This window comes from Streptomyces sp. NPDC059679 (genome assembly GCF_042734105.1).
In the GTDB taxonomy this organism is placed as follows: Bacteria; Actinomycetota; Actinomycetes; order Streptomycetales; family Streptomycetaceae; genus Streptomyces.
In genome coordinates this window covers 15,749-29,727 of sequence record NZ_JBHWES010000028.1, presented here as the reverse complement: position 1 = coordinate 29,727, position 13,979 = coordinate 15,749, and the positions used below count along the sequence as shown (strand labels likewise).

Below are 13,979 nucleotides of genomic sequence, written 5' to 3'. Positions count from 1 at the left end.
CATCTGCCGACGACCTGATAACCGTTCGAATAAATCTTCCGAACATCTGTTGCAACTTCAGACAGCCGTCGGGGTGAACTCCGGCGTCAACGTGATCTCCGCAATCACTCTATAGCTGCCTGTTCGGACCACAAGTCAAAAGTGACGCTGATCACATGTCACGGACTTGTGGAACCGACCGGCGGTCTCACAACCTCCCGCGACACACGGCCGGAACATGAACACGGTGGCCGCTTGACAGCCCGGGGCGCATCACGTTTGGCTGTGATCACGCAACGCATCACCGGACAACACGGCGACCCCAATCAATCTGACCGGAAACCATCCGGCCAACAGACTCCGTGCGACACGACAGCGACGTCGGTCGGCATCGGATCGGATCGCCGGATTCCGGCTGCCACACCGCCCGCAGGCGGCGGTCGAATTCAAGCCAACCCACAAGCGACCACACAGCGCTGCGCGGTAGCAGGGGAAACGAGGAGTGGACCGGTGACCTGCAACTCTCCAGGCCGTCCCACGTCGTCAGGCGAGCCGGACGCCTGCTTACCGGCGCGGATCGCGCGGTCCGCGCAGGCCGTCGACGGCGCGGGCCGCAGCCTCTGGGAATTTCACCAGTGGTTCGGGGAGTACAGTGCGAGCGATTCGTCGCGGGTGCGCCGCATCCCGTGGGACGATTTGACAGGCTGGCGATTCGAGGATAGGACGGGGAACCTCGTCCATGAGACCGGCCGATTCTTTTCGATACAAGGTTTGCGGATACGGAACGACCAGGGACCCGTTCGCGATTGGGCACAGCCGATCATCGTCCAGCGAGAAGTCGGCATATTAGGAATCCTGGTCAAGGAGTTCAATGGCGTACTGCATTGTCTGATGCAGGCCAAGATGGAACCCGGAAACCGCAACGGTATACAGCTCTCCCCCACCGTGCAGGCGACCAGGAGCAACTACACCGGGGTGCACGGCGGACGGCCTGTGCCTTATCTGGAGTACTTCCGGGATCCGCCGTCGAGACAGGTGCTGGCCGACGTCCTGCATTCGGAACAGGGCTCCTGGTTCCATCGGAAACGCAATCGAAACATGATTGTCGAAGTGACCGAGGACGTGGAGCCGCTGGACGGCTTCCACTGGCTGACCATCGGCCAGTTGCACGCCCTGCTCGCCGAGGACGACCTGGTGAACATGGACTCGCGGACCGTGCTGTCCTGCCTCCCGTTCGCGGGCGGCCCGGACGGGGGCGACGAGAACGGCGACAGGCGAGCGCCGCACACCATGGGTCACCTCCGCAGCTGGATCAACGACGCGCGGGTCCGTTCGGACCTCGACGCCACCCTCACCGGCCTCGGCGAGGTCCAGGGCTGGCACCGGTCCGCGGACCGGATAGCGCATGAATCCGGCCTGTTCTTCGACGTCATGGCGGTGGATGTACGCACCGGCAGCCGTGAGGTCGGCGGCTGGGCGCAGCCGATGATCGAGTGCCGGGACACCGGGATCGTGGCGTTCCTGGTCAGGCGCGACGCGGCGACGGGGTGGCTGCACGCACTGGTTCATCTCAAGGCGGAGCCGGGCTTCGTGGACGTGGTCGAGCTGGCCCCGACCGTGCAGTGCACTCCACAGAACTACAAGGTCCTGCCGGCCGAGGCGTACCCCCCGTTCCTGGACGAGGTGCTGGGCGCGCCGGCGGACGCCATCCGCTTCGACACCATGCTCTCCGAGGAGGGCGGCCGGTTCTTCCACACCCGCAGCCGCTATCTCGTCGTCGAGGTCGACGCGGACCGCGATCTGGCGGTCCCCGACGACTTCCGCTGGGTGACCATGCGCCAGCTGGCCCGCCTCCTGCGCCATAGCCATTATGTGAACGTCCAGGCGAGAAGCCTCATCGCCTGTCTGCACGGCCTGATGTCCGAAACGGGACTGAGTGACTGATGGACAAGCCCTCCGAACCCACTCCCGTGCGCGTCGGCGTCCTCGGCGCGTCCTCGATAGCCCGGCGGCGGACGCTCCCCGCGATGCGGGACCTCCCAGAGGTCACCATCGCCGCCATCGCCAGCCGCGATCCGCAGAAGGCGGCACGGTTTGCCGACGACTTCGACTGCGTCCCGGTCCACGGCTACGAGCGACTGCTGGACCGGGACGACATCGACGCCGTCTACGTCACGGTCCCCAACGCCCTGCACCACCTGTGGGCGCGCCGCTCCCTCGAGTGCGGCACTCACGTACTGGCCGAGAAACCACTCACCACCAGGGCGGCGGACACCGCGGAGCTCGCGCGGCTGGCGGCGGAGCGCGGGCTGGTGCTGCGCGAGAACATCGCGTTCGTCCACCACGGGCTGCACCGTCGGGTGGCCGAGCTGCTGGCGGCCGGTCGCATCGGTCGGCTCCAGCACATCGACGCCGCGTTCTGCTTCCCCCCGCTGCCCGCCTCCGATGTGCGCTACCGGCCCGAACTCGGTGGCGGCGCCCTGCTCGACGCGGGGATCTACCCCGTACGGCTCGCCCAGTACTTCCTCGGCGACGACCTCTCCGTGGCTGGTGCGGTGCTGCGCGACGACCCGAAGACGGGGGTGGATGTGGCGGGCAGCGCCCTGCTGGTGGCGGCGGCCGGGGAAACGGTGACGCTGACCTTCGGCTTCGAGCACGGCTACGGGGCGAGGTACACCCTGTGGGGCAACACCGGGCGGCTGACCGTGGACCGGGCGTTCACCCCGCCCGCCACTCTGTCCCCGCTGTTACGCATCGACGAGCAGGACCACGCGGAGGAGATCGTGCTCCCCGCCGAGCACCAGTTCGCGAGCTCGGTGGCCTCCTTCGCCGGGGCGGTGCGCCGGGCCCAGGACACCGGGGCCGACCCCGGCCACGCCGCCTGGGCCGCCACCACGGTGCGCACGGCCGAGCTGCTGGACCGGATCGCCGGGTCCGCCACCCGTGTTGCCTCCGGGAAGCGGCCCTGATGGAAATCATCGGCAACGGCTTCATCGCTCGCAATCTGGCCGCCGTCGCGGACCGGCACCCGCACGCCACCGTACTGGCCGCGGGGGTGTCCAGTACCAACGCGGGCACCCCGGGGGACTTCGCCCGCGAGGCGGAGCTGGTACACGACGTCGCACGACGCTGTCGGCGCGAGGGCCGTCTCCTCGTCTATCTGTCCAGTGCCTCACACGCCATGTACGGATCCACCGAGATCGCGGTGGCCGAGGACGCGCCCGTGGACCCTCCGTCACCGTACGGCAGACAGAAGCTCATGCTGGAGGGCGCCGTCGCCGAGGCCGGGCCGGGGTGGCTGACGCTACGCCTGAGCCACGCGATCGGCCGGTGGCAGCGGTCCCACCAGCTGCTGCCGTCGTTCGTGGGCCAGGTCCGCAGTGGCAGCGTGACCCTGTACCGCAACGCACACCGCGATCTGGTGGATGTGAGCGATGTGGTGCTGGCGATCGACGGGCTGCTCGCCCAGGGGGTTCAGGACGAGGTGGTGAACGTCGCTTCGGGAGTCCCCTGGCCGGTCGAGTCGATCGTGCGCGGCATCGAGCGCCGTATGTCCACCCGCCCCCGATACGACGTGGTCGATGTGGCACCCACGCTGACCAGGGTCTCCATCGACAAGCTGTGCAAGCTGCTGCCACCGATGCGCTCGGTCACCGAGCCCGGCTATCTCGACCGGATCCTCGACCGGTACGTCGCGTATTACTGAGCCCGCCCGGTCCGAGCCGTCCCACCAGTCACACTCGTACGGAGGATTCATGCAGGTCTCGCTCGTCGTCACGGGGTCACGCGGAGATGTCCAGCCGTTCATCGCGCTGGGCAGAGCCCTCGAGTCCCGGGGGCACACGGTGACCCTGGCCACCCACGAGGACTTCGAGGCACTCGTCGGAGAGGCCGGGCTGGACTTTGCCGCCCTGCCGGGCAGCCCGCGCGACTTCCTGGCCCACCCGGCCCTCGCGGAGGCCCTCCAGCAGGGGGCCTCGCTGTTCCGCGCCGCCCGCAAGGTCCCGCGACAGAGCCCCGAGCACAACCGCCGCCTCGCCGCCAGGATCGCGGAGGTGTGCTCGGGCGCCGATCTGGTCGTGAACAGCATCCTGAGCCGGATCATGTTCGAGGACGACGGCACCGTCCCGTGGTGTTCGCTGAGCTGGTGGCCGCTGAACCCGACCGCCGAGTGGCCCGCGATGATGGCGCCCCAGGTCAAGCTGGGAGGGGCCTACAACCGGCTGACCCACCGCCTGGCGGGGATGCTGGACTCGGTCACCATGGGCGGCTACCGCAAGGATGCGGGGCTGTCCAAGCTCCCGTTCGGCAAGCCATACGGCAACCTGGGCCGGGAAGTCCCGCTGATCTGCCCGGTGAGCCGGACACTCTTCACCGAGCCGTCCGACTGGCCGGAGCTGTCGCACATCACCGGCTACTGGTTCTGGGACCGCAAGTGGAACCCCTCACCCGAGCTGGAGAAGTTCATGGCGGACGGCACTCCCCCGGTGACCCTGTCCTTCGGCTCCATCTGGCCGGTGCATCCGCCGGCCAAGACCTTGGAGAAGGTGCTGGACGTGGTCCGCTCCCACGACCGCCGGCTCATTCTGGTGGGCGGCGGCCCGGACACCGTGCCGGACGATGTGTTCCGCGTCGACGATGTGCACTACCCGTGGCTGTTCCCACGCTCCTCGGTGGTCATCCACCACGGCGGCTGCAACACCACGGGAGAGGCGCTGCGCTCCGGCACGCCCCAGGTCGTGGTGCCGACCTTCGGCGACGCCCCGTTCTGGGCGGCCCAGGTGCACACCTTGGGGGTGGCGGCCAAACCCGTGCCGTACGCGAAGTTCACCGCCGAGGCCCTGGACGCGGCGCTCGGCACGGCCTTGAACGACGAGAAACTCCGCGCCAAGGCGGCGAGTGTCGGCGAGACCGTGCGCGCCGAGGACGGCACCGGCAAGGCGGTCGAGATCATGGAGGAGTGGGTGCGGCGCTGGCGCGAACAGCGGGCCGCCGAACCCGCCGCCTGACACCCGGCTACGGCAACCGGGACACCAGGACGCCGGCGCGGACCACGTCGGCAGGTCGAGACCGGGGACATCGGTCGCCCGGCGGACGGGACCGCAGCCGGCGAGGCCGCCGTTGTAGCGGCCGGTCGGTGTGCGGACGGCTGCTTGTCGGGAAGTGGTGGAACAAGGAGGGCTGCTTGATGCCTACTGCCTCGGCGATCTGACGGGTAGAGGTACCGCGGTAGCCGTGGCGGCGGAACAGCAGTGCGGCCTCCGTGAGGATGCGACGGCGTGTGCTGTTCGTGGTCTTGTGAGTGCGCGGCATTCATTCAGCGTATCCGTGCTTCCTGGACCGACCACTGAAGAAGGTCGGGCTGGTCGTAGTGACCGGTGACATCGAGGTCGTGCTTGTAGGCGACGGTATCCGCGAGGTCGATGGCCGCCAGCACCATGGCCGGGCCGAGGACCGGCTCGGTACGCCACTCTCCGTCGGGTCCCACAATGCCTGAGCCGCCGGGGAAGAATGCCTCGCTGTCGGCATCCGTGCCCACCCCGCAGGCGTATGCTTCCCTGACCTCCTCCGGTACGGCGGTCACCGGCAGCCAGGTCGCGGCGCTGACCACGAAGCAGCGGCCTTCGAAGGCGTATGAGCGGGATGCCAGCCGGTGGGCTTCGGGCATGTCCGGCCAGAGTGCCACATGGATCTGTTCGTCGCTGTGATGCAGCGCGTGCCGGGCGATGGGGCGCCAGTGTTCCCAGCAGACCAGACTGCCGACCCGTCCGGCCGAAGTGTCGTACGCGCGCAGGCCGTGGGCGTCGCCAGGGGTCCATACCAGACGCTCGGTGTGGGTGGGGAGCAGTTTGCGGTGCACGCCCAGGAGGTCCCCGTCGGAGCTGATGGTGGCGGCGCTGTTGTACAGGGTGGCCGAGTGGGGTCTGCTGCGCTCATTGAAACCGATGACCACGTTGATGCCGTGGGTGGCCGCGGCCTGGCGCAGGGCCCGCATGTGGTCGCCGTCGGCGGTGTCGCTGGCCATGGTCAGCCGCTGGAACCAGTGGCGGGCCTCGGCGTCGTTCCATGCCGCGAGCCCGAACACCCACCCTGGATAGCCGCCGAGCCAGGTTTCCGGGAAGACGGCCAGGTCCGCGCCGAGCGGGTGCGGCAGGGAGGCTTTACCGGTATTGAGGCTAGGACGCTGGTTCGCCCGGGACGAGTCGCCGGACGCTCGCGGCGATCCGGTCGAGGTCGACGTCGGCGGCCAGGGTGGCCTCGTCGGGGCGCTCGGCAATCGGCTCCCGCACGCCGAGCAGGCCCTGCACCAGTCCGGGGTAGACCGTCCGGCCGACGAGGATCTCGGCCGCCTCCCGCGCCTCCTCCGGCGTCAGGCCCCAGGTCCGGGAGACATACGCGCCGATACGCGCCATGGGGGCCTCGAAGACCGCCTCGTAGTAGCCGGACGCGATCTCGGGTACCCGCTCGGCCTCCGCGATCCCCATCCGCAGCGTGCGCAGGGACGAGGACCACAGCAGCAGCTGCAGCAGCCGTCCGCAGTAGCGCACGAGGGCGTCGGCCGGATCGGCCCGCTCCGTGGTGACGTAGTGCTCCGGTGAGCCCAGGCGATCGAGGTAGAGCTCGCGCACCAGGGCGACCACTCCGGAGAAGAGGGCGTCCTTGCTGGGGAAGTGGGCGTAGAGCGAGCGCTTGGAGGTCTCGGCCCGCTGGGCGACGACGTCCATCGAGGTGCGCTCGAAGCCGGATTCGAGGAACACGTCCTTCGCGGTCCACAGGATGTGCTCGCGGAGCTTCTCGCCTCGTCGAGCCGCCATGGTTGCCCCTTCCAAAAGTAAACGGTACGGTCGAGTTTACATGCTGCGCCGTACAAAGGACTGCTCATGATCGTCGTCACCGCACCCACCGCCAAAATCGGCCGCCATGTCGTCGAGCAGCTGCTCGACGCCGGCGAGCCCGTCCGGGTCGTCGTCCGCGACCCGCGGCGACTCTCTCCCACCGTCCGCGACCGTGTCGAGATCGTGGAGGGCTCCCACCGGGACGCCGCAGTGGTCGACAAGGCGTTCGCGGGCGCCGACGCGGTGTTCTGGCTGATGCCCAGCGACCTCCGTGCCCCCGACGTGATGACCGCTTATGTCGAGGCCAGCAGGCCGGGCGTCGAGGCCGTCACCGCGCATGGCGTCCGCCACGTCGTCGGGGTCTCGGCGCTGGGCCGAGGGACCGCCGTCGCCGGCCGGGCCGGCAACGTCACCGCCTCACTGGCCATGGACGACCTGTTCGCCGAGGTCACGAACTACCGCTCGCTGGCCAACCCGACCTTCATGGACAACACGCTGCGCGACATCCGCACGATCCTGGGCGAGGGCGTGATCTCGGGGCCCTTCGCGCCCGACCGCAAGCTGCCGCTGGTGGCCACCCGGGACATCGGCACCGTCGCCGCCGGCCTGCTCCTCGACCGCACCTGGGCCGGGTTCGCCGACGTCCCGGTGCTCGGCCCGGAGGACCTGTCGGGCAACGACATGGCCGCCGTCATCACCGACGCGGTCGGTATCCCGGTGCGCTACGTGCAGGTCGAGGCTGCGTCGCTGGAGACCGCCATGCTCTCCTTCGGGGCCTCGCCCGGCATGGCTCGGGCGATGGCCGACATGGCGAGGGCCAAGGTCGACGGCCTCGACGAGGGCGTCCTCCGCATCGCCGAGAACAGCACGCCGACCACCTTCCGTCAGTGGTGCACGGAGGCCCTCCGACCCGCCGTCGACACGGCCCGCTCCTGACCGCACCACAGGAGGACGAGATGACTCTCATCTGTGTCGAGGAACACGCGATCGACCCGGCGATCATGGAGGCAGCCGCCCCGGTGCTTGCCCGCGAGGCGCCCTACCTACGCTTCCAGAGCGCAAGCTCGGCGCCTGTGCGGCCGGGTCCTGGACGGTCCCCCGCGGTCGACCGGACGACGGCTTACCGGCTCGGCGCCGATCTCGGCGAAGACCGGATCCGGCAGATGGACGAGCATGGCATCGACGTGCAGATCGTGTCCTGGACAAGTCCGGTCCAGATGGTGCCGGCCGATCCGGGCATCGCGCTGTGTCGTGCCGCCAACGACCGCCTCGCAGCCGCGGTGGCCGCCCACCCCGACCGGCTGCACGGGTTCGCGGCCCTGCCATGGCAGGACCCGGCCGCCGCGGTCGCCGAGCTGGACCGGGCCGTGTCCGGGCTCGGCATGTGTGGAGTGCTGATCCTCGGCCGGCCGGGCGAGCGGTTCCTCGACGACCCGGTGTACCGGCCGGTCCTGGCCCGGATCGCCGAGCTGCGAGTGCCGCTCTACGTGCACCCGTTCGTCCCGGTTCCCCAGGTCCAGCAGGCGTACTACGCAGGGTTCCGTGACAAGGTCACGGCGGAGCTGTCGCTGGGCGGCTGGGGCTGGCACCACGAGGCAGGAATCCAGGTGCTGCGGATGATCCTCGGCGGGGTCTTCGACCGTCTCCCGGACCTTCAGGTCGTCAGCGGTCACTGGGGCGAGATGGTGCCGTTCTTCCTGAACCGCCTCGACGACGTCCTGTCGCCGGGTGACACGGGGCTGTCGCGGACCATCACCGAGACCTACCGCTCGAACGTCTGGATCACCCCGAGCGGCATGGAGCACCGCGCCGAATTCGAGTTCGTACGCTCGACCGTCGGACTCGACCGGGTGATCTGGTCGACCGACTATCCCTTCCTGCGGCTCGGCAAGGTGCCGGACTTCATCGACGGGCTCGACCTGACCGCCGAGGAACGGGCGGCGATCACCCACCGCAACGCGGAGCAGCTGTTCGGGCTCTGACCGGTAGCCGCGACGGGCCGACCAGCTCGGCCCGCCGCGGCTCAAGGCGCCGCCGGAGGCGGCGGTGCGGCGCTGGGATGCTCGGCTACCACACCGTCCACGCCGAGGCCGTCGCCGCCCAAGCCGGAGGCACCTGGCGTGCCCGCAGCGGGGTGTCGGCCTGGGCGAACACCGCCATGATCTGCTGGTAGGCCGGATGGTCGGGCAGTTGGGCGGGCGGCGGCGCGGGCGGTTGAGGTTCGGGCAGTTCCAGCAGGGTCTTGCGGGTGATCCGGATCTCCTCGGCAGCTTTGCCGAGTCCATCCAACTGCGCGGTCAACTCCGCGATGTGTTCCTGGGCCGCCTCGGCCTGCGCGGCGATCTCCCGCTCACGCTCCTCCAGCCGGGCCGGCACCGCTGCCAGAGGCAATTCCCCACCACTCATGCGCCTCGCCAGGCGGGGGTCCCGCTGTCGCCGGGGTTGCGTTTCACCACTTCGACTTCGATACCCACCTTCTGTCCGCGGGCGGCGACGGCACTCTTGAATCTCTGGTCCACCAGGGCCTCGGGGTGTTCACGAGTGCATCTGGTCAGGAACGTCTCGGCGCTTTGCAGATCGTTCCCCGTGAGACTGGTGATCGTTCCCCGTCAGGCTGGGGCAGCCGCCTCGGAGGCCCCATTCATCGAGCCTCCGTAGGTGTGGGCCATGCAGCACTGATGCTGTGAGGGTCGCATTCTCGGCGGCGTGATCAACGAGTACGGCTATGCCGCTTGACCAGGAGCGATGATTATTCGAGCCCGCAGGTGGTGATGTGCGTTCGGCTGCCCGGCGCGGGCTGTACTGGACGACGTTGCCGCCGTCGGCGGTGGAGGCGCCCTGCACCTCCACCGCCTTGCTGCTGGTGCGGTTGATCAGCCGGACGTGGCCCGCGTCGGAGTCGGCCAGGCGGAACTGCTGGTTGGCCCCGTTGTGGTGGGCCCACTGCTGGATCGCGGCACCGTCTGCGGTCGAGGCGCCGGCCACGTCGAGAACCTGGCCCGAATGCCGGGCCTTGAGGCGGTAGCAGCCGTCGCCGGAGGCCACGAACTCCACTGCTGGTTGGCTCCGTCGTTGCGCGTCCGCTGGCTGACCCGCGCGCCGTCGGCGGTGGACGCGCCGGAGACGTCCAGCGCCTTGCCGCTGTTGCGATTGACCAGGACATACCAGGCATTGGCGTCCACCGTCGCCGCCTCGGCGGGCGCCGGATTCACCGCGGCGAGCATGCCGATCGCGAGGGTCGCCGCCACCACGGCGGCGACCCGGGACCACCAGCGAAGTCTTCGTGGGGGGCAAGGGAAGCCGCACCGTAGGTCTTCATCGATTCACCCTTTCGTTTGTGGCAGGTCCTCTCAGGTGCGGGTCCAGCGTTGGTTGCTGCCGTTCGAGCAGGAGTAGAGCTGGATCAGGGTGCCGTTGGCGGTGCCGCCTGCGACGGCGTCGAGGCAGAGGCCGGACTGGACGCCGACGATGGATCCATCGGCGTTGAGGCGCCATTTCTGGTTGTCGCCGCCCCAGCAGCTGTAGATCTGAACTTTGGTGCCGTTGCCGGTGCCGGCGGCGTCCAGGCACTTGTCGCCGTAGACCCTGAGCTCACCGGCGGCGGTGTACGTCCACTGCTGGTTGGTGCCGTTGTTGCAGTCCCACAGGTCGAGCTGGGTGCCGTCGGTGGTACTGGTGCCGGGCACGTCGAGGCAGCGGCCTGAACCGACGCCCTTGATCTGTCCGGAATCCGAAGGGGGCGTAGTGGAGCCGCCGTTGAGTGCGTTGAGGACGGCGGTGTAGGCGGGCTTCTTGCTGCCGTCGCGGTTGAACAGCAGCGGCGTTTGCTCCGGTCGCCAGGAGTCGGAGTCGCGCACACCCCAGACGGTGATGCCGAGGCAGCGCGGGACGGCCAGACAGTCGTTGGTCACGTTGGCGTAGGTCGTGGCCGAGGCGCCCTGGATGTCGAGTTCGGTGATGGCCACGTCGACGCCGAGGGCGGCGAAGTTCTGCAGGGTGGTGCGGAAGTTACTGTTGTAGGGGCTGTCGTTGTTGAAGTGCGACTGGAAGCCGACGCAGTCGATCGGTACGCCGCGCTGCTTGAAGTCCCGGACCATGGCGTACACGGCCTGGGTCTTGGCCCAGGTCCAGTTCTCGACGTTGTAGTCGTTGTAGCAGAGCTTGGCGGCCGGGTCGGCGGCGCGCGCGGTGCGGAAGGCGACCTCGATCCAGTCGTTGCCGGTGCGCTGGAGGTTGGAGTCGCGCCGTGCTCCTGAGTTGCCGTCGGCGAAGGCCTCGTTCACGACGTCCCACTGGACGATCTTGCCCTTGTAGTGGCCCATCACGCCGTTGATGTGGTCGATCATCGCCTGGCGCAGTGTGCTGCCGCTGAGGCTCTGCATCCAGCCGGGTTGCTGGGAGTGCCAGGCCAGGGTGTGACCGCGCACCTGCTTGCCGTTCTGCACCGCCCAGTTGTAGACGCGGTCACCGGCGGTGAAGTTGAACTGGCCCCGCTGCGGTTCGGTGGCGTCGATCTTCATCTCGTTCTCGGCCGTCACCGAGTTGAACTCACGGCCCGCGATCGTCGTGTACGCCGAGTCGCCCAGCCTGCCCGAGGCGATGGCGGTGCCGAAGTAGCGGCCGCTCTGCGCCGCTGCGGCGCCGAGCGTGTTCTCGGCGGCGTGTGCGGTCGGCGGCGCGACCAGTGTGGCGACCGCACCGAGGACGCCGACGACCAGCGCCAACAGCAGGCCGCGGATCTTCTGGCGGATAACGCGTCTGGGAAGGGCATACGAGCCCATGACTGTGCCTCCAAGGTAGGAATCACGGAAGGACTGAAGGGCAGGGGAATGCGTCGTCCGCTCCCAGTCGGCAGATGGACGGGGCGGGCCGGAACCCGGGCAGCACGGAATCACCGGACACCGCGATCATGGGACCGGGACGATCTCAACCGGCACGGACGGCACCCGGTCGGTCGTCGGGTGACGTACGGCGGGCGGCGGCGGTGTTTCGACACAGGCATGGGGTGCTCCATCGCAGCTCAGCCGGGGGGGACCGCCCCGCGGCGTCGCGTACCTCTCCAACTGCGCGAAGAGCCAGGAGGCGCTGGTGCGAACCTCACCGGAACGAAACGGGGTGGCGCAGGTGCTTTGGTGCGCGGATCTGTCGTGCAGCTGTGCATGGATCTGCCGTGCAGCACAGATTGCTCAGGGCCGATGTGGTTCGACATCTCGAACCATGACCGCTTTCTCAGACAGGGATGATTGAGGCATTGACGATGGATCGTCAATACTCCCTGCAGAAAAATTTCGGTTCCTCGCCCGAAACATTCCAGAGTCGAGGTCGGGGTCGGGACGCTGCGCGGACGCCACTTACTTGACGTGTCAAGCCCAAAAGGGAGGCGCTGTTTGTGGACAGATCGGCGACAGGCCTTGACCAGAGGGCCCCACATTCCTAGCTTGTGGCGTCAAAGCATCCGGAAATTGTTCGAAACTTTCCGGATTGCTGCTGTCCCTCGGCACATGCGCTCCGCGGTTCATCGAGGTCACCTCACCCCCGCCCCCCAAAGGAGGCCCTCTTATGTGGTTCCGCCACCCGTCCCCGGTCCGTCTGAGACGCTTACTCGCCGCCCTTGCGCCCTTGCTGCTCGTGGCTACCTTCCTCGGTGCCCAGCCCGCCGGCGCGGCGACCGTAGACCTCAACGCCTCGTATGTGCTGGTCAACCGCAACAGCGGCAAGGCCCTGGATGTCTACAACATGGCGACCGACGACGGTGCCCGCATCACCCAGTGGACCAGGAACGATCAGAACCAGCAGCAGTGGCAGTTCGTCGATTCCGGGGACGGCTACTACCGCATCAAGTCCCGCCACTCCGGCAAGGTCCTGGACGTCCACAACTGGTCCACCGCGAACGGCGGCTCGATCGTCCAGTGGGCCGACCTGAACGGCACCAACCAGCAGTGGCGGCTGGCCGACAGCCCGGATGGCTACGTAAGGTTCATTTCGCGCCACAGCAACAAGGCACTCGAAGTACAAGGTGCCTCCACCGCCGACGACGCGAACGTCGTCCAGTACGACGACTGGGGCGGCACCAACCAGCAGTGGCAGCTCGTCAAGGTCGGCGGCGGCAACCCTGGCCCGTGCGATCTTCCATCGACATACCGCTGGACATCAACGGGCGCGCTGGCGCAGCCCAAGCCGGGATGGGTCTCGCTCAAGGACTTCACCGTCGTCCCCTACAACGGCAGGCAACTCGTCTATGCGACGACACACGACACGGGGACGAGATGGGGTTCGATGAACTTCGGCCTGTTCACCAATTGGTCGGAGATGGCCTCGGCCAGTCAGAACACGATGTCGGCTTCCACCGTCGCGCCCACGCTCTTCTACTTCGCGCCGAAGGACATCTGGGTGCTCGCCTACCAATGGGGTGGGACCGCCTTCTCCTACCGGACGTCGAGCGACCCCACCAACCCGAATGGCTGGTCATCCCAGCAGGTGCTCTTCTCCGGAAGCATCTCCGGCTCCGGAACAGGACCCATCGACCAGACGCTCATCGGTGACGGGACGAACATGTACCTGTTCTTCGCCGGTGACAACGGCAAGATCTACCGGGCCAGTATGCCGATCGGGAACTTCCCGGGCAGCTTCGGCACGACCTCGACAGTGATCATGAGCGATACGACGAACAACCTGTTCGAAGCCCCGCAGGTCTACAAGCTGCAGGGCCAGAACCGCTACCTCATGATCGTCGAGGCGATCGGCTCGCAGGGCCGCTACTTCCGCTCGTTCACGGCCACCAGTCTGAACGGCTCATGGACACCCCAGGCCGCGACCGAGAGCAATCCTTTCGCCGGCAAGGCCAACAGTGGCGCCACCTGGACCAACGACATCAGCCATGGCGAACTGATCCGCACCAGCCCCGATCAGACCATGACCGTCGATCCCTGCAATCTGCAGTTGCTCTACCAGGGGCGCAGCCCCAACTCCGGCGGCGACTACGGCCTCCTGCCCTACCGTCCGGGCCTGCTGACACTGCAGCGCTGACGGCGTGACACGAGTCCGGCTCCGGTATGGAGCCGGCGTGGGGGGGGGGGGGGGGGGCGGGGGGCCCCCCCGGGCGGGCACGAACAACCAGGCCCCAACGACGCCGCGCGCCCGGGGGGGGGGGCCGGCACACGCCGC

The 13,979-nt window shown here is 68.2% G+C and carries 12 protein-coding genes and 1 pseudogene; 7 read left to right on the top strand and 6 right to left on the bottom strand.

All coding sequences use genetic code 11. The features are described from left to right. The first annotated feature begins 141 nt into the window (after positions 1-141). The 4 genes from ACFV2X_RS27670 to ACFV2X_RS27655 are packed head-to-tail and all read left to right on the top strand — an operon-like array spanning position 142 to position 4,988. The gene (locus ACFV2X_RS27670; RefSeq protein WP_385621325.1) at positions 142-1,923 is read left to right on the top strand and encodes an NDP-hexose 2,3-dehydratase family protein; all 1,782 of its coding nucleotides are present in this window, start codon (positions 142-144) and stop codon (positions 1,921-1,923) included. Further along, positions 1,923-2,948 (top strand): Gfo/Idh/MocA family protein, encoded by a 1,026-nt coding sequence (locus ACFV2X_RS27665; RefSeq protein ID WP_385621322.1) that lies wholly within the window; start codon positions 1,923-1,925, stop codon positions 2,946-2,948. Before ACFV2X_RS27670 ends, ACFV2X_RS27665 begins: the two co-directional genes overlap by 1 nt. Continuing rightward, on the top strand, positions 2,948-3,685 hold the full coding sequence (locus ACFV2X_RS27660; protein ID WP_385621320.1) for an NAD-dependent epimerase/dehydratase family protein: 738 nt from the start codon (positions 2,948-2,950) through the stop codon (positions 3,683-3,685). Before ACFV2X_RS27665 ends, ACFV2X_RS27660 begins: the two co-directional genes overlap by 1 nt. A gap of 49 nt (positions 3,686-3,734) precedes the next feature. Then, positions 3,735-4,988: a glycosyltransferase gene (locus tag ACFV2X_RS27655; protein WP_385621317.1), complete on the top strand. Its 1,254-nt coding sequence runs from the start codon at positions 3,735-3,737 to the stop codon at positions 4,986-4,988. A 7-nt stretch (positions 4,989-4,995) separates the two neighbouring features. On the opposite strand, the gene ACFV2X_RS27650 is transcribed toward ACFV2X_RS27655, so the two are convergent. The 3 genes from ACFV2X_RS27650 to ACFV2X_RS27640 are packed head-to-tail and all read right to left on the bottom strand — an operon-like array spanning position 4,996 to position 6,794. Continuing rightward, complete coding sequence (locus ACFV2X_RS27650) at positions 4,996-5,292, bottom strand: TetR/AcrR family transcriptional regulator (protein ID WP_385621315.1); 297 nt, start codon at positions 5,290-5,292, stop codon at positions 4,996-4,998. Between the two features lie 4 nt (positions 5,293-5,296). Next, complete coding sequence (locus ACFV2X_RS27645; protein ID WP_385621312.1) at positions 5,297-6,256, bottom strand: carbon-nitrogen hydrolase family protein; 960 nt, start codon at positions 6,254-6,256, stop codon at positions 5,297-5,299. Next, positions 6,156-6,794, bottom strand: coding sequence for a TetR/AcrR family transcriptional regulator (locus ACFV2X_RS27640; protein WP_385621310.1), 639 nt, complete (start codon positions 6,792-6,794; stop codon positions 6,156-6,158). The genes ACFV2X_RS27645 and ACFV2X_RS27640 overlap by 101 nt, the downstream gene beginning before the upstream one ends. A gap of 66 nt (positions 6,795-6,860) precedes the next feature. Here ACFV2X_RS27640 and ACFV2X_RS27635 point away from each other — a divergent pair, with 66 nt between their 5' ends. Together ACFV2X_RS27635 and ACFV2X_RS27630 are read left to right on the top strand one after the other, a co-directional pair. Beyond that, positions 6,861-7,751 (top strand): NAD(P)H-binding protein, encoded by an 891-nt coding sequence (locus ACFV2X_RS27635; protein ID WP_385621308.1) that lies wholly within the window; start codon positions 6,861-6,863, stop codon positions 7,749-7,751. A 20-nt stretch (positions 7,752-7,771) separates the two neighbouring features. Next, complete coding sequence (locus ACFV2X_RS27630) at positions 7,772-8,797, top strand: amidohydrolase family protein (protein WP_385621305.1); 1,026 nt, start codon at positions 7,772-7,774, stop codon at positions 8,795-8,797. An 85-nt stretch (positions 8,798-8,882) separates the two neighbouring features. Here the strand turns inward: ACFV2X_RS27630 and ACFV2X_RS27625 are convergent, their stop codons facing one another. The 3 genes and pseudogenes from ACFV2X_RS27625 to ACFV2X_RS27615 form a co-directional block, all read right to left on the bottom strand. After that, a complete protein-coding gene (locus tag ACFV2X_RS27625) occupies positions 8,883-9,206 on the bottom strand; it encodes a hypothetical protein (protein WP_385621303.1) in 324 nt (107 codons plus the stop codon). Between the two features lie 405 nt (positions 9,207-9,611). Next, positions 9,612-10,066: pseudogene (locus tag ACFV2X_RS27620) on the bottom strand (RICIN domain-containing protein); the annotation flags it as partial. Between the two features lie 99 nt (positions 10,067-10,165). Beyond that, positions 10,166-11,596 (bottom strand): endo-1,4-beta-xylanase, encoded by a 1,431-nt coding sequence (locus ACFV2X_RS27615; protein WP_385621300.1) that lies wholly within the window; start codon positions 11,594-11,596, stop codon positions 10,166-10,168. A 778-nt stretch (positions 11,597-12,374) separates the two neighbouring features. Between ACFV2X_RS27615 and ACFV2X_RS27610 the strand changes: the two genes are divergently transcribed. Further along, on the top strand, positions 12,375-13,841 hold the full coding sequence (locus tag ACFV2X_RS27610) for a non-reducing end alpha-L-arabinofuranosidase family hydrolase (protein ID WP_385621298.1): 1,467 nt from the start codon (positions 12,375-12,377) through the stop codon (positions 13,839-13,841). Positions 13,842-13,979: the final 138 nt, after the last annotated feature.